14 protein-coding genes are annotated in these 15,808 nt (G+C 73.1%); 10 read left to right on the top strand and 4 right to left on the bottom strand.

Annotation, left to right across the window (positions count from 1 at the left end):
* The first annotated feature begins 3 nt into the window (after nt 1-3).
* From C3488_RS04240 to C3488_RS04215, 6 genes are all read left to right on the top strand, one after another.
* Entirely contained in the window at nt 4-195 is a 192-nt protein-coding gene (locus C3488_RS04240) for a hypothetical protein (RefSeq protein WP_146067830.1), read from the top strand.
* Between the two features lie 11 nt (nt 196-206).
* A complete protein-coding gene (locus C3488_RS04235) occupies nt 207-1,556 on the top strand; it encodes a copper resistance protein CopC/CopD (protein ID WP_258053285.1) in 1,350 nt (449 codons plus the stop codon).
* Nucleotides 1,557-1,616: 60 nt separating this feature from the next.
* Nucleotides 1,617-2,696 carry a plastocyanin/azurin family copper-binding protein gene (locus tag C3488_RS04230; RefSeq protein ID WP_103837927.1) on the top strand — a complete coding sequence of 360 codons (1,080 nt, stop codon included), beginning with the start codon at nt 1,617-1,619 and terminating at the stop codon, nt 2,694-2,696.
* Nucleotides 2,697-2,807: 111 nt separating this feature from the next.
* Nucleotides 2,808-3,359 (top strand): hypothetical protein, encoded by a 552-nt coding sequence (locus tag C3488_RS04225; RefSeq protein WP_103837926.1) that lies wholly within the window; start codon nt 2,808-2,810, stop codon nt 3,357-3,359.
* Entirely contained in the window at nt 3,347-4,072 is a 726-nt protein-coding gene (locus tag C3488_RS04220) for a plastocyanin/azurin family copper-binding protein (protein WP_181138867.1), read from the top strand. Before C3488_RS04225 ends, C3488_RS04220 begins: the two co-directional genes overlap by 13 nt.
* A 40-nt stretch (nt 4,073-4,112) precedes the next feature.
* Nucleotides 4,113-4,952: an EamA family transporter gene (locus tag C3488_RS04215; RefSeq protein WP_103837925.1), complete on the top strand. Its 840-nt coding sequence runs from the start codon at nt 4,113-4,115 to the stop codon at nt 4,950-4,952.
* A gap of 7 nt (nt 4,953-4,959) precedes the next feature.
* Here the strand turns inward: C3488_RS04215 and C3488_RS04210 are convergent, their stop codons facing one another.
* From C3488_RS04210 to C3488_RS04200, 3 genes are all read right to left on the bottom strand, one after another.
* Nucleotides 4,960-5,370, bottom strand: a complete 411-nt coding sequence (locus C3488_RS04210) for a hypothetical protein (RefSeq protein WP_103837924.1) — start codon at nt 5,368-5,370, stop codon at nt 4,960-4,962.
* Nucleotides 5,371-5,683: 313 nt separating this feature from the next.
* Nucleotides 5,684-6,550, bottom strand: a complete 867-nt coding sequence (locus C3488_RS04205; protein WP_103837923.1) for a zf-HC2 domain-containing protein — start codon at nt 6,548-6,550, stop codon at nt 5,684-5,686.
* Nucleotides 6,540-7,127, bottom strand: coding sequence for an RNA polymerase sigma factor (locus C3488_RS04200; protein WP_103837922.1), 588 nt, complete (start codon nt 7,125-7,127; stop codon nt 6,540-6,542). The genes C3488_RS04205 and C3488_RS04200 overlap by 11 nt, the downstream gene beginning before the upstream one ends.
* Before the next feature lie 401 nt (nt 7,128-7,528).
* On the opposite strand from C3488_RS04200, the gene C3488_RS04195 reads away from it, so the two are divergent.
* A complete protein-coding gene (locus C3488_RS04195; RefSeq protein ID WP_103837921.1) occupies nt 7,529-9,655 on the top strand; it encodes a SpoIIE family protein phosphatase in 2,127 nt (708 codons plus the stop codon).
* A gap of 88 nt (nt 9,656-9,743) precedes the next feature.
* Here C3488_RS04195 and C3488_RS04190 read toward each other — a convergent pair whose 3' ends face one another.
* Nucleotides 9,744-10,691, bottom strand: coding sequence for an MIP/aquaporin family protein (locus C3488_RS04190; protein ID WP_103837920.1), 948 nt, complete (start codon nt 10,689-10,691; stop codon nt 9,744-9,746).
* A 254-nt stretch (nt 10,692-10,945) separates the two neighbouring features.
* Here C3488_RS04190 and C3488_RS04185 point away from each other — a divergent pair, with 254 nt between their 5' ends.
* The 3 genes from C3488_RS04185 (at nt 10,946) to C3488_RS04175 (ending at nt 15,757) form a co-directional block, all read left to right on the top strand.
* The gene (locus tag C3488_RS04185; protein ID WP_103837919.1) at nt 10,946-12,898 is read left to right on the top strand and encodes an NAD(P)-binding protein; all 1,953 of its coding nucleotides are present in this window, start codon (nt 10,946-10,948) and stop codon (nt 12,896-12,898) included.
* A gap of 131 nt (nt 12,899-13,029) precedes the next feature.
* Nucleotides 13,030-14,880, top strand: coding sequence for a prolyl oligopeptidase family serine peptidase (locus C3488_RS04180; RefSeq protein WP_103837918.1), 1,851 nt, complete (start codon nt 13,030-13,032; stop codon nt 14,878-14,880).
* Nucleotides 14,881-14,929: 49 nt separating this feature from the next.
* A complete protein-coding gene (locus C3488_RS04175; RefSeq protein WP_103837917.1) occupies nt 14,930-15,757 on the top strand; it encodes an SURF1 family protein in 828 nt (275 codons plus the stop codon).
* The last annotated feature ends 51 nt before the right edge of the window (nt 15,758-15,808 follow it).

Below are 15,808 nucleotides of genomic sequence, written 5' to 3'. Positions count from 1 at the left end.
CTCGTGCAGCCGCTGCTGAGCGGAACGCTCACCGCCGTGACCGGGCTGCTGGACGGTCTGCTCGGAGCGGACGCCTCCGCAGTCACGGCTTCCCCGACGCCCTCTCCGTCCTCGTCGCCGTCGGCCACCGGTCTCTCGTCGCTGTGCGTCGGCGTCGCACCGTCGCCCTCGGTGCTGCCGGAGGTGCTCCCGTGAGAGGTGCTCCCGTGAGAGGAGTGAGACACCGCGCCGTGTCCCTGTGGACGACTGCCCTGACCGCCGTCGCCGCCGTCGCCGTGTTGCTGCTGCTCGCGCCCGCCGCTTCGGCCCACACCGAACTGGAGTCCTCCTCGCCCAAGGACGGCGCTCGGCTCACGCACACGCCGGCCACGGTGCGCCTGACCTTCAGTGAGCCGGTCGACCTGCCCGACGTCCGCGTCAGTGCCGGTGGCAAGCGGCTCGTGGTGTCCCGTCCGGACCAGGGCGATGGCCACGGCAATGTCATCGTGGTGGCCGTTCCGAAGGCGACCGGGCAGGACCGGCTCGGCCTGGTTTGGCAGGTGCGCGACCTGGAGGACGGTCATCCGACCTCCGGGACACTCTCCTTCCCGCTCACCGCCAAGACGACGGCTCCGCCCGCCTCCGAAGACGCATCCGCACCCGCGCCTTCCGCCGACGTGCGCACGGCTTGGGCGACCGTTCGGTGGGCCGGATACCTCGCCCTCGCCCTCTACATCGGCGGCCTCGCCTTCCTCGCACTGCTCTGGCCGCAGGGCGCCCAGGATCGTCGTACCCGCCGCATCCTCACGCTCGCCTGGGCGGGTGGGCTCGCGACCGGCGTGGTGGCGCCGGGGCTTGAGGGCGCGTACGGAGCGATGGGAACGATCGGGGATGTCCTTCACCTGGCCACGTACCGGGATCTGCTGGGTACGGAGGTCGGCGTCGTGGCCGCCTGCCGGGTGCTGATGTGGGTGCTCGCCGCAATCGTGCTCGCCGCCCTCCTCCAGGGTGGTGAGCGGACCGCACGCTCGCCGGGCTGGCGGGTGGGTGCTCTCGCGGTCGCCCTCGGACTGCTCCGCACCACCGGCATGGCGGGCCACAACGCCGAGGGTACGCACCCGGGTTGGGGGGCGGTGGCCGACCTGGTGCACCTGCTCGGCGTGTCCGTGTGGCTGGGCGGGCTGACCCTGCTGCTCCTCGGGGTGCTGCCGCGACGGCGCCCGGATGAGCTGTCGGCCGCCGTGTCGGGCTACTCCACGCTGGCCGGCGTGTCCGTCGCGGCGATCGCTGTGGCCGGAGCGGTGCTGGCCTGGCAGATCCTCGGCTCGTTCGGGGCCCTGTTCCACACCGGCTACGGCCGCCTGCTGCTGCTCAAACTGGCCGTCCTGGCCGCCGTGCTGCTGATCGCCCAGGGCAGCCGGAGCTGGGTGCGCACCCGGCTCGACATCGCCGTGCTGCTGCGCGGGGACCGCGCCACCGTACGGCCCTTCGTCTACTCGGTCGCGGCTGAGACGGGGCTCGTCCTCGTCGTTCTCGCCGCGACGAGTCTGCTGGTCACGTCCGCTCCCGGCCGCTGACCGGCTTCCCCCTGTCCCACCCCACTCACCCTCTCAGCCGACAAGGAGAGACACACGATCATGCGTACCGACGACATCCCCGCTCCCCCGCCGCGCCACCGGCGCTCCCGGGTGGGAAACCGGGTACTGCTGGCCACCGGCGCGGGCGCCGGCCTCGCAGCCGTCGCCTGTCTGGGCCTGCTCCAGGCGTCCAGCGGCGCAGCCGCTCCGGCGACCGCCGCACCGGCCGCCGAAGCTCACTCCATGGCCCAGGCCCAGCCGGCCGCGTCCCAGGCCAAGGCGGCCGACTACACCATCAAGATCACGAACTACAAGTTCGCCCAGCAGGCCCTGACCATCAAGGTCGGCCAGACCGTGAAGTGGGTCAACGAGGACTCCGCGCCACACACGGTCACCACCACGAGCGGCCCCGCCAAGTTCGACTCCGGCACTCTGAACAAGGGCGACAGCTGGTCGTACACCTTCACCAAGCCCGGTACGTACAAGTACTACTGCGCCGTCCACCCGGACATGACGGCCTCCATCACCGTCGTCGCCGACAGCGGCGGCGGCACCGGCGGCGGTACGGGCGGATCGGGCTCCGGGGGTTCGACCGGAGGCTCCACGGGTGGTTCGACCGGAGGCTCCACCGGCGGGTCCACCGGCGGGTCCACGGGCGGATCCACGGGCGGTTCCACCGGGGGCGGCACGGGAGGCTCGGGCTCCGGCGGCTCCAGCGGCGGCTCGCACGGCGGCAGCAGCGGCTCGGGCGGTACGGGCGGCGGCAGCGGTGACGACGGCGGCGAGAGCTGCGTCAGCATCCAGCAGGTCCTGCTGCCGATCCTCCAGCACATCGACAAGGCCCATCTGGAGGAGTCCCCGGGACAGCAGGTCCAGGACGCGCTCAACCTCGACAACTACATCAAGATGCACACCGTCTGGGTGGAGTCCATCCTCACCCCGGCCGTGAACGGCGCCGGCTCCGTCGGCGACGACACCCTCACGGTGCTCCTCCAGCACATCGACTCCGCGCACCTCGAGGAGTCGCCGGGCCAGCAGGTCTCGGACATCCTCAACCCCGACGCCTACGTGAAGATGCACACCGTCTGGGCCGAGCACATGCTCGCCCCCACCAAGGACTACCTCACCAACTCCTGCTGACGGAAGGGCGACGAGACGTGGCGGGCCGGCCGAGTCGCAGTCGGCCGGCCCGCCACCACCGCCATTGTCCCGGATCCGTCAGGCGCCCCGTCACGAGCCCGAGGTACCGCCATGACCACCGAACTCCCGCCCACGCAACCGCTCCCGGTACACACGTCGTCCACCGCGACGCTGCCACCGCGTACCCACCACGACCGGCTGCCCCGCCCCGGCGCCTACACGGCCGCCGCCAACCGCCGCATCGCCGAACTCACCTACCGGATCGGCCCATTGGTCACCCTGCGCCGACGCGCCGACGTCGAGAAAGCGGCGCTGACCATCGCCCCCGACCCCGAAGACTGCGTCCTGAGCCTCGCGCTCGGCGGCGACGCGCTCGGCGGCGACCTGCTCACCTTCGTCAGTACCACCATCGAACCGGTGGCGGGCGGAACACGACTGCGCCTGCCCGGGAGCCTCGGCACGGGCGACGCCTCGCTGGAGCTCGTCCCCGCCACGCTGCTGCTGCGCGTCGTCGAACGCACCGACGGCCGCCTCCTCGTCCTCGGCACCGCACGCGTCCCCTACGGCCCGCTGCGCCGCACGACCGGTTTCGCCCTGTCCCGGACACGCCCCGCACGCCACCTCGGCCTGCTCCTCGCCGCGGAGTTCACATGCACCGCCTGACCGCCCCGCTCCGGCCCGCCCGTTCCGTACGCCTTCTGCTGGCCGCCCTGCTCCTGACGGGCACCGTCACGCTCCTCACCTCCCGCCCCGCGCACGCTGCCGCCTCCTACCGCGTCGTGATGTCGGGCTACGCCTTCAGCCCGCGCTCGCTCACCATCTCGGCCGGCGACACCGTGACCTGGGTCAACGAGGACCAGGCGCCCCATGACGTGAAGACCACCTCGGGCCCGGAGCCGATCCACTCCCCGATGCTGAACAAGGGCGCCAGCTGGAGCCACACGTTCACCAGTCCCGGCACCTACGGCTACGTCTGCACCGTGCACCCGGGCATGACCGCCCAGCTCGTGGTGAAGGCGGCCGCCGCCCCCACTCCCACCGCGCACCAGCACACCGGGGCCACCGCCGCGGCGCCGCAGCCCGCCCGGTCCGCCGCCGCGGCCGGCCCCACCGCGCACACCGGCCACAGCGCGGCAGCCGCCGCACCCGTATCGAGCAGCCCGTCCCCCTCCCCGGCAGCGGCGGCCCCCGCGACGGCACCCACCCAGCAGGCCGTCGAACCGACCGACAGCGCCGCCTCCGCGGCCCGCCCCCTCGACCCGCTGCTGCTCCTCGCCGGACTCGTCGCCGGGGTCGCCGTGCTCTGCCTGCTCCTGGTCGGTTCGCGCTCGTCCGCCCCGCACACCCCGCCGACGACCCCGCCGTCATCGACCTGACCGGGGGCGTCGAGCGCCAGCGCCTGGGAACTGTGGGTGGATGGGTGCTCTTCTCGCACTGGCCTCGGCGGTCTGCTACGGCGCCGTCGACTTCGCCGGCGGACTGCTGTCCCGCCGGGTCCACTTCACCGTGGTCACCTTCCTCGGGCAGGTCGGCGGCCTTCTGTTCGCGGTGGTGGCCGCGGCTCTGGTGCCTGCCGAGACGGTCCGGCCCGCGGATGTGGTGTGGGGCGCCCTCTCGGGGATGGGCAGCGGGACCGCCATGCACTTCCTCAACCGCGGTCTGAGCCGGGGAGCCATGAGCATCGTGGTCCCGGTGAGCGCCGTCACCGGGGTCGCCCTGTCCGTGCTGAGCGGTGTCTTCCTCCTGGGCGACCAGCCCACAGGGGCGGCCTGGCTGGGGATCTGCCTCACCGTGCCTGCCCTGTGGCTCGTCTCCGGCGGCTCCCGCCCCGGTGGCGGCGGGGACGGGAGGGAGGCGTCGGTGGACGGGCTGATCGCCAGTTCGGGGGTGGCCCTGCAGTACATCGGCCTCGCTCAGGCCGCTTCGGCGAGCGGTCTGTGGCCCGTGGCCGCCGGGCGTCTCGCCGCCGTCCTGCTCCTGGCACCGAGCGCCTTGCGGCAGGCTCCCCGGTTCCGGCAGCCCGTGCGGCGGCTGGCTGAGGCGGTCCTCGTCGGGGCGGGTGCGAGTTTCGGCCTCATCCTCTATCTGTGGGCGGCGCGTCGGCAGATGATGGCCATCGCCGTCGTCCTGGCCTCCCTGTATCCGGCGATTCCCACCGTCCTCGGGCTTGCGGTCCTGCACGAGCGGGCCACCCGGACGCAGGTGATCGGCCTGGTGGGCTCGGCCGTCGCCATCGTTCTGCTCACCCTGGGGTGAGGCGGGTTCACGCCCGGCGCAGCGCCACGAGCACGACCAGGAGCACGGTGGCGCCGGCGCTCGTCCCGTGTGCCACCACGGCCGCGAGGGGGAAGTGCCGTTCGGCGGTGGTGCCGCCGTGGGAGTGCCGTCCGGAGCTGGGCAGCCAGCGCAGCAGCATCATGAAGCCGAAGGCGGCCACGACCAGGACGACCGCGCACGCCGTCCAGGCCGAGGCCCCGGTCCCGCCCACGAGGTACACGGTCCAGGCCACGAGCCCGGCCACGGCGAGTGCCACATGGCCGAGGACCAGCCAGAGCGGCAGTCGCGTCACGCCGGGCGTGCGTTGCCGCAGTCCGCCGTGACGGATCCACACGGTGGCGAGGTAACCGCCCAAACCGGCGGTCAGCAGCCACGCGCACAGCACGAAGACCCGCATACGCTTCCCCCTCTTCTTCCCCTCTGCGCCGGTCCGGGCACGGCATGCGTGCCTCAGGACACCGCACCGAAGGGGGGCAGCCCGGACATCCATCCACTTGTTCACTCTTTGGGGTGAATCAGGGCTTGCGTACGACCGGGGAGGGCGCCGACCGGGCAGGGCCCGCGGGGCGCACGACCGGGCAGAGCCCGCAGGGCGCACGACCCGGCAGAGCCCGCAGGGCGCACGACCCGGCAGAGCCCGCAGGGCGCACGACCCGGCAGAGCGCACGGGACGCACTACCGGCACGGCACCCGCCCGTGAGGCGCCCGCCCTACGCCAGACCGGAGGCGCCGAACTGAGCCGTGGCCAGGACCGTCCCGTCGGGCGCCGTCAGCCGGGCGCCCGCCAGGGTCGAGGCATCGACGGGGGCGGGGCCGGCCCAGTAGCCGTAGCCCTTGTGCAGGGTCAACTCACCGACGCGGACCGTGCTGCCGTCGTGCCGCACCAGCAGACAGGAGACCTTGCCGTCGTACGGCGTCCCGGCGTCGGCCAGATCGACGGACATGTAGAGCCAGCCCCCGGGCCCGGGGTGGGCATAGATCTCGCCCGCCGACTTCCCGAAAGCCCGGGCCGAGACCAGTGCGGCCCTCAGCATGCCCGTCGGTGCCCCGGCGGGGCTCGAGGGTCCGGCCGTGAGCTCCTCGATCGCCGTGCCGACCGCCCAGCCGCCGAACCCGAAGGCCAGGGCGAGGGCGGCCGCGGCGGAGGCGGCCCGCAGCCGTACCCGGCGACCGCGCCGGCCCTGCCGCGGGATGCCTGTCTCATGGGCGCGCGAACGCCCTTCGTGCGCCGGCGTGCCCTGCGCCTGCGCGCCGTTCGTCCGCACGCACTCGACCCGCGGCGCACCCCCGACGTGCGCACCCCGGGCCCGCCCGTCCTCTGCCTGCGCACCCTGCCCCTGTGCGCTGCGCGTCAGCGCCTGCGCGACCCGGGTCTCGAACCCGACCGGCGGCTCACCGCACGGCAGCAGCCCGATCAGCCGGTCGCCGACGAGGGTGAGCTGCGCGACGTACTCCCGGCAGTCGGCGCACCGGTCCAGATGGGCGACCGCCCCGGCGCGTTCCCGGCCGGGAAGCACGCCGAGAGCCAGCTCGGGGCCGATCTCCCGCAGCTGCTCACAGGCCACGTCACCGGGCATGGTCGCTCCCCTGGGGAGGGGCGAGGGTGGTGCGCAACTTGCCCATCGCCGTCCTGATGCGTGTCTTTGCGGTGCCCAGCGGGATGTGCTCCCAGTCGGCGATCTGCTGGGCGGTCATGCCGTAGATACCCGCCATCACCAGTGCACGGCCCTGCTCGCGCGGGAGCCGTGCCACCGCGGCCCGCAGCCGCGAGGACGCCTCGTCGGCCAGGGCGTACTGCTCGGGCGTCTCGCTGACGACGCCCAGGACGGCCTCGAGGTCGTCGGGTGCCAGCGGCTCCGGCCGCCGGGACCGGACGGCGTCGATGGCGAGGTTGTGGGCGATGGTGGTCAGCCAGGTCGTCACCGAACCCCGGCGGGAGTCGTAGATCTGCGCATGGCGCCACGCCCGTTCGAACGTCTGCTGGGCGATGTCCTCGGCCAGCTGCGGGTCCCCGGTGACGGCGACGGCGACGCCGAAGACCTTGTGCTGGAACCTGCGTACGAAGGTGACCGCGAGCTCCGGATCGCCGGTGGCCAGCCCGGAGAGCAGAGCTTCGTCCGGGAGACGGCCCACGGGGAACCGGAACCTCTGCATACCGGTATATACGGCTCGCTCGCGCCGAGGGATTGCCCGGCCCCGCCAGGGGACTGCCCGCCCGTCACGGAAGGTCATGACCGTGTAGGTGTCGGCAGCCGGGGGCGGTGCCGACGGCTCGGTTGGAGTTCATGGCGACTCCGGCTGGGCTTGTGTACGGCGTCCCCGGATCACCACCCGCAGGTGGCACCTGCCTCAGATGGGATCCAGTCTCATAAATCCATCCTAATCGCCCATAACTTTGGGTGAAATCGACGATGGCCGACCGGCATGATCTTCAACCTTCCGGCCACCGGGCACCTGCCGTCCCGGGGGGGGCGAGGACGGTCCGGCAGTCCGCCCGAGCGGCGACGCTTGCGGTGTCAGTGACCTCAGATGGGCGTATTGTCCGGATTATGCCCATGGGCGGCGGCGATGAGCCGGAGGGCACGGTTCCGGCGCCGGCAGATGCCCCCGACGGACCTGACGATGCCCTCGACACGGTTCTGGCCACGACGGTGCGCCGCACCGGAGCCTCCGTCGGCGGTGTCTACCTGATCGAGGAGGCGGAGCCGGTGCTGCGGCTGGTGGCCATATGCGGCATGCCTCTGGAGTTCACCGCCCCATGGCGGCGGCTGTCGCTCAGCGCTCCCGTCCCGCTCGCCGACGCGATCCGCGAGGAACGGCTGGTGTGGGTCGCGGACCAGAGCGACATGGCCCGCCGGTACCCGCGTGTCGCCGCGGTCCTGCCCTACAGATTCCCGCTCGCCGCGCACGCCGTGACCGGAATGCGCCGCTGCTGGGGCGGGCTGGTGCTGATGTGGCCCGCCGACCACGCCCGGAGGCCCACCTCCCGCGAACGCCACCACATCACCTCCAGCGCCCGCCGTCTGGCCCATCTCCTGGACCAGGCCGCACGCCCGCCCACGCTTCCCGAGCAGCCGCGCCTCGTCCCCCTCGACGCCCCGCGCCACCCCGCCCACGCCGACCTCGCCGCCGTCGACTACGCCGAACGCCTCCCCGAGGGCGCCCTGGCCCTGGATCTCGAGGGCAGGATCACCTTCATCACCACGACCGCCGCCCGCCTGCTCGGCCGCGACGGCGGCCGACTGCTGGGAACCCGGCCCTGGCAGTCGCTGCCGTGGATGGACGACCCCGTGATCGAGGACCACTACCGCACGGCCGTGGTCAGCCGCGCCCCTCTGTCCTTCACCGCCCTGCGCCCACCGGACCAGTGGCTGAACTTCGAGCTGTACCCGGACACCAGCGGCATCAGCGTCCGCATCACCCCTGCCGGGGAGCAGCCCGCGCCGAGCACCCCTCCCCGGCCGGTCATGATGACCCCGACCGGCCGTCTGTACCAGCTCGTCCATCTGGCCGCCGCGCTCACCGAGACGGTGAGCGTGCGCGACCTGTTCGACCTGATCGCGGACCAGATCCTGCCCGCCTTCCGCGCCCAGGGCCTGGTGCTGTCGGCCGCCGACGCCGGCCGTCTGAAGATCCTCGGCTCGTTCGGCTACCCGCCCGAGGTCGTCGACCGCCTCGACGGGCTCATGCTGGACACCGACCTCTCCCCCGCCGGGCAGGTCCTCGCCACCGGCACCCCCGCGTTCTTCACCGGCCCCGCCGAGCTGGCCCGCAGCTACCCCGATGCACCCCTGCTGAGCGGCAAACAGGCCTGGGCCTTCCTCCCCCTCGTGATCACGGGACGGCCGGTGGGCTGCTGCGTCCTCTCCTACGTCCGACCCCACACCTTCTCCGCCGACGAGCGGGCCGTCCTGACCTCACTGGCCGGGCTGATCGCGCAGGCCCTGGACCGCGCCCGGCTGTACGACGCCCAGCACGGCCTCGCGCACGACCTCCAGCAGGCGCTCCTGCCGCGCGCCCTGCCGACCGTGGCCGGACTCGACGTGGCCGCCCGCTACCTGCCCGCGAGCCGCGGCGTCGAGGTCGGCGGCGACTTCTACGACCTGCTGCGCCTCGACGCCACCACCGCGGCCGCCGTCATCGGCGACGTCGAGGGCCACAGCATCGCCGCGGCCGCCCTCATGGGCCAGGTGCGGACCGCCATCCACGCCCACGCCACCGCCGGCGCACCCCCGGACCAGGTCCTGGCCTGCACCAACCGGCTCCTCGGCGACCTGAACTCCGGCCTGCTCGTCTCCTGCCTCTACGCACAGCTCGACCTGGCCGGCCGGGAGATCGCCCTCGCCACCGCCGGCCACGTCCCGCCGCTGCTGTGCGACGGCTCTCGCGAGGTCGGCCTGCTGGAGGTGGAGCCCGGGCCGCTGCTCGGCGTCGACGTCGACTTCCCGTACCCCGTCACCCGCGTGCCGCTCCCGGCGGACGCCCTGCTGGCCTTCTACACCGACGGCCTCGTGGAAGTCCCCGGCACCGACACCGGCCGGGCCACCGACGCCCTGGCGCGGTATCTGGCCGACGTCCGCGACCATGCGCTGGAGGACATGATCGACGGCCTGGTCCGCCACGCCTGGCCCACCGGCCGGCACACGGACGACATCGCCGTTCTCCTGCTGCGCGCGCCGTGAGGTGCCGGGCCCGGTGGATCGGTTCAGTGGCCGGGCCGGTCATCGGCTCAGGCGCCGGGCCGGCCATCGGCTCGGCGCCTGCCGCCGGTCACTCCTCGTCCGTGGTGTCCACCGGACGGGTCCGGCCCGGTTCCGGCGTCTCGGCACGCTGTGCCCGGATGTGCAGGATGTCACCGATGAACAGGTCGTAGACCAGGACCCCGACCACGCCGCCGACGAGTGGGCCGACGATCGGGATCCACCAGTAGTCGCTGAAGGAGCCGCGCAGCGTGCCGGGGAGCGCGAGGCTCTGCCAGCCCGCCAGCCAGGTGAACAGGCGCGGTCCGAAGTCCCGGGCGGGGTTGATGGCGTATCCGGCGTTCGCGCCGTACGACATGCCGATGGCTGCGACCGCGAGGCCGATCACGAAGGGTCCGAGGTTGGCCCGTACCCCCGTGTTGCGCAGGTCGACGACCGCCACGACGAACATGACCAGGAAGGCCGTACCGACGATCTGGTCCACGAGCGGGCCCCAGGTGCCGCCGTGGAAGAACGGTGCGGGGAACGTACCGAAGATGGAGAAGGTGGCGAGCGTGTGCCCGTTCGTCTTCGGCCCCGTCATGGCGTGGTCGAAGGTGTTGATCGCGTCGTGGTAGACGGCGTACACGAGCGCCGCCCCGACGAACGCGCCGGCCAGCTGTGCGAACCAGTACGGGACCACCCGGGCCCAGGGGAACCGGCGGCGCACCGCGAACGCCAGCGTGACCGCCGGATTGATGTGGGCGCCGCTGACGCCGCCCGCGACGTAGATGCCGAACGTCACGGCCAGGCCCCAGCCCCAGGTGATCAGGAGCCAGTCGCCGGAGCTCAGGAAGAAGGTGGTGGGTCCCGCGGTACGGCCGGATCCCGGCAGCGCGGCGACGGCCACGGCGACCGAACCGCATCCGAACGCGATGAGGACGAGCGTCCCCAGGAACTCCGCGAGGCATTCGCCCAGCAGGCCCCCTCGACGCCTGAGGCGGGAGGGTCTGATCAAGGGCGGGATTTCCACAGCCATGATGGCCCCCTCAGGGACTGGTCAGGCCGGTGACGGCTCGTCCCGCAGGCGCGGTCGAGGACGCCGGTCGAACTCACCACGAGTATGACTCAAGGGCGGCAGCCCCGCTCTTCACCGTTGTCACCGTCACCCGTGCGGACGAGGCCCGTTGCCTCACCGGCCTCTGTGGAACCAGCACCCCCGATACGGCAGTCTTTCTCCTCGTGGGGGCAGGGGTTCCGCAGCAGAACGGGTCGGGTGACGGCGTCCCGCACATGGTGGTGTGCGGGGACGACGGGCTCGCGCACCGGCTGGCCGCCGAGTTGCGCGGGGTGTACGGCGAGCAGGTGACGCTCGTCGTCCCGCCCGCCGTCCGGGTCGCCAGGCAGCCGGTGGTGGGCCGTGCCCGCTCCTCCACGCTGCTCGACCGGGTCTCCGCCGCGGTCACGCGCGCGGCGGGCAACGGCAGCGGCAACGGGAACGGCAACGGCGCAGACGGACGCACCAGCGGACCAGGCGGCGGCCACAGCACCGAACCCGCCGGTTCCGTACGAATGATCGAGGCCCCCGAGGCGTCCGAGGCCGTACTCGCGGAGGCCGGCGTGAACCGGGCGGCGGCACTGGCGCTCGTCTATGACGACGACGAGACCAACATCCGCGCCGCGCTCACCGCCCGCCGCCTCAACCCGCGGCTGCGGCTCGTCCTGCGCCTGTACAACCGGCGGCTCGGGCAGCACATCGAGGCACTCCTCGATCAGGCGGCGGCTCTGGCGTCCGGCGGGACCGGGGACGCCGAGGCGTTCGACGCGTCCACGACCGTGCTGTCCGACGCCGACACCGCCGCGCCCGCCCTGGCCGCGACCGCCGTCGCCGGCACCACCAAGGTGGTGCAGACCGACGGGCTGATGCTGCGGGCCGTCGAGCGGCCGCCGCCACGGCCGGGGCAGGTCGCCGACCCCGGGCTGTGCACGCTGGCGTTGCTGTCCGCGACGGGCAACGACCCTGCCGGGGCCGACGGTTCCGACGGTTCCGACGGCGAGCAGGGTCCCCGACTCCTGCCAGACGAAAGCACGGTGGCGGAGGCCACCGGACGCGGCACCATCGTCCTGGAGACCGTCTCGTACAGCGGCCCGGCGCTGCCCGCCGGGCGCAGTGTCGTACCGCTCGGCTCGCTGTTCTCGCGGCGGCTGCGCTGGTCGGTCGCCGGGCTGGTGGGCTGTGTGGTCGGGCTCGCGATCGCGTCGATGGCGGTCACCGGCGAACCCCCGCTGCACGCCACCTACCTGACGCTGCTGGACCTGTTCGCCATCGACGACCCGGCCATCGGTGAACCCGTCGGGCGGCAGATCCTGCAACTGCTGTCCTCATTGGTCGGTTTGCTGCTCCTGCCCGTGCTGCTGGCGGCCGTGCTCGAAGCCCTCGGCACCTTCCGCAGCACAACCGCGCTGCGCAGACCGCCGCGCGGGCTGTCCGGACACGTGGTGCTGCTCGGCGTCGGCAAGATCGGCACCCGGGTCATGACCCGGCTGCGGGAGCTGAAGATCCCGGTGGTGTGCGTGGAGGGCGACCCGGAGGCGCGCGGCCTCGCGACGGCCCGGCGGCTACGGGTGCCGGTCGTGCTCGGGGACGTCACCCAGGAAGGCGTGCTGGAAGCCGCCAAGATCCACCGGGCGCACGCATTGCTCGCCCTCACCAGCTCCGACACGACGAACCTCGAGGCCGTCCTGTACGCCCGTTCGGTACGGCCCGACCTGCGGGTCGTCCTGCGCCTGTACGACGACGACTTCGCGACCGCCGTCTACCGCACTCTGCGCGCCGCGCACCCGCACGCACAGACGCGCAGCCGCAGCGTGTCCCACCTGGCCGCGCCCGCGTTCGCCGGGGCCATGCTGGGCCGGCAGATCCTGGGGGCGATCCCGGTGGAGCGGCGGGTGCTGCTGTTCGCCGCCGTGGACGTGGCCGGGCATCCGCAGCTGGAGGGGAAAACGGTCGCCCAGGCGTTCCGCGCCGGGGCGTGGCGGGTGCTCGCCCTGGACACCGCGGCGCCGGAGGAACGCGGCCAGACGCCGGACCCGGAGACGCGCACGCCCGACCGCGCCTCGGGCCTGGTCTGGGACGTGCCGCCCACCTACGTCCTGCGCGCGGAGGACCGAGTGGTCCTGGCGGCGACGCGGCGCGGTCTCGCGGACCTGCTGGGGCGCAGGCGCCGGGAGCCGGCCGGGGCCTGACACCGCCCGCGTGCGTGCCAGAGGGTCGAGCCGGGTTGTCCACAGGCTCCGGACCTCGGCTGCGGGTGAGTTGTCCACAGGCCGTGGGCCTCGCCCGCGGGAAGTCGGCCCGGCCAGGCACTATGGGGGCCATGACTGAGAGCAACGGGTCCACCTCGCCCGAGCGCGGCGGGGACATGCCGGACTGGGAGAAGCGCTTCCGGGCGCCGCGGGTGTCACTGCCGGACTGGGCGGAGGACGCGCCGCACCGCTCACTGTTCGTCTCGAACGCGACGGGGACGTACGAGCTGTACGCCTGGGACCGCGTCACGGGCGAGCAGCGCCAGGTCACGAACCGGGCGAACGGCACGACTGAGGGCGTGCTCTCGCCGGACGGCGAGTGGATCTGGTGGTTCGACGACACGGACGGTGACGAGTTCGGGATCTGGAGACGCCAGCGGTTCGTGCCCGGAGCCTCCGGTGCGGGTTCCGGGCCCGACGAGCCCGCGGCTCCCGGACTCGAGCCGTCGTATCCGGCGGGGCTCGCGATCGGACGGGACGGGCGGACGGCGGTCGTGGGCCGCTCGACCGACCAGGACGGTTCCACGATCCATCTCGTGCGGGCCGGCCGGGACCCGGTGGAGATCTACCGGCACCGCGAGTCGGCCGGGGTGGGCGACCTCTCCCATGACGGTTCGCTGATCGCGATCGAGCACACCGAGCACGGTGACGCGATGCACTCGGCGCTGCGCGTGCTGCGGCCGGACGGTTCGACGGTGGCGGAGCTGGACGACACCAAGGACGGCACGGTGGAGCTGGGCCTCGAGGTCCTGGGCTTCGCACCGGTCGACGGGGACACCCGACTGCTCATCGGGCACCAGCGGCGCGGCCGGTGGGAGCCGCTGGTGTGGGACGTCGCCTCCGGCGAGGAGACGGACCTGCAGCTGGACCTGCCCGGTGACGTGGCCGCGGAATGGTATCCGGACGGCTCCGCGCTGCTGATCGTGCACGGATTCGAGGCCCGCAGCGAGCTGTTCCGCTACGACCTGGCCACACGAGAGCTGGTGCGGGTGCCGACACCGCCCGGCACGGTGTCCGGGGCGACGGCACGGCCCGACGGGACCGTGGAGTACCTGTGGTCGTCCGCGGCCGAGCCCCCGGTCGTCCGGTCCACCTCGGGCAGGGTGGTGCTGGATCCGCCCGGTATCAGGGCGCCCGGGTCGGTGCCGGTGGAGGACGTGTGGGTCGATGGACCGGGTGGCCGCATCCACGCGCTGGTGCAGAGGCCGGCGGGTGCTTCAGGCCCGCTGCCGACGGTGTTCGACATCCACGGCGGCCCGACCTGGCACGACAGTGACTCGTTCGCCGCGGGGCCGGCGGCCTGGGTGGACCACGGGTACGCGGTGGTGCGGGTCAACTACCGGGGTTCGACCGGGTACGGGCGCGAGTGGACGGACGCGCTCAAGCACCGGGTGGGGCTGATCGAGCTGGAGGACATCGCGGCGGTCCGGGAGTGGGCGGTGTCGTCCGGGCTGGCGGACCCGGAGCGGCTGGTGCTGACGGGCGGCTCGTGGGGCGGCTACCTGACGCTGCTCGGGCTGGGCACCCAGCCCGAGCTGTGGACGATCGGGATCGCGGCGGTACCGGTCGCGGACTACGTCACGGCGTACCACGACGAGATGGAGGCGCTGAAGGCGATGGACCGGACGCTGCTCGGCGGCACGCCGGAGGAGGTGCCGGAGCGGTTCGAGGCGTCGTCGCCGCTGACGTACGTCGATGCGGTGAAGGCTCCGGTGTACATCTCGGCGGGGGTGAACGACCCGCGCTGCCCGATCCGCCAGGTCGAGAACTATGTGAACCGGCTCGCCGCGCGAGGTGCGGTGCACGAGGTGTACCGGTACGACGCGGGGCACGGCTCACTCGTGGTCGACGAGCGGATCAAGCAGGTCCGGCTGGAGCTGGACTTCGCGGCGCGGCATCTGGGGGGTCGTGCCCTGGGATAACGGGGCCCCACGGGCGGGCACACGGGGATGGCACCGTACCGTTGAAGGCGTGTACCGGTTTCTGCTGACGCCCCGCTGGTGGGGGATCAACGTCTTCGTGCTGCTGGCCATCCCGTTCTGCGTCTTCATGGGGTCGTGGCAGCTGGGCCGGTTCGAGGCACGGGTGCACGAGCAGCGGGCGGCGAGCGAGCAGGTCACCGCGGGCCGCAAGGAGGCGGCCCGGCCGCTGGCCGAACTGCTGCCGGTGGACAAGAGCACGTCCGGCAGGCAGGTGACGGCCACCGGCCGGTACGGCAAGCAGTTGCTGGTGCCGGACCGTGAGCTGGACGGCAAGCGCGGGTTCTACGTGCTGACCATGCTGCGGACCGACGGCGGCAAGGCGCTGCCGGTGGTGCGGGGCTGGCTGCCGGGTGACGCCGACCCCGCGAAGGCCCCGGCCCCGCCGGCCGGGGAGGTCACCGTCACGGGCGCCCTGCAGGCCCCGGAGAGCCCCGGGTCGAACGGGGTGGGCGCGGCAGGCGGACTGCCGGCCGGGCAGACCGCGGACATCAGCACGGCGACGCTGGTGAACCTGGTGCCCTACGACCTGTACGAGGCGTGGATCACCCTCACCAAGGCCGACAGCGGGATGAAGGCGGTACCGGCGACGGCGCCCCAGGGGAGCGGACTGGACCTGAAGGCGTTCCAGAACCTGGGTTACACCGGCGAGTGGTTCGTCTTCGCGGGCTTCACGGTCTTCATGTGGTTCCGCCTGCTGCGCCGCGAGGTGGAATACGCCCGCGACGCACAGCTGGGCCTCGTACCGGAAGGGCCGGACACCGGCACGACCGGCGAGGAAGCCGCCGGCGAAAGCCCGACGCCGGCCGCCAGGGCCTGAGGCAGCGGCCGAGCGGCCCCTGAGGCAGGTCCGGCCGGCCGTGGTGCCGCT

Source organism: Streptomyces sp. Ru72 (assembly GCF_002920635.1).
Taxonomy (GTDB): domain Bacteria; phylum Actinomycetota; class Actinomycetes; order Streptomycetales; family Streptomycetaceae; genus Streptomyces.
This window is presented reverse-complemented; position numbering and strand designations above follow the sequence as displayed.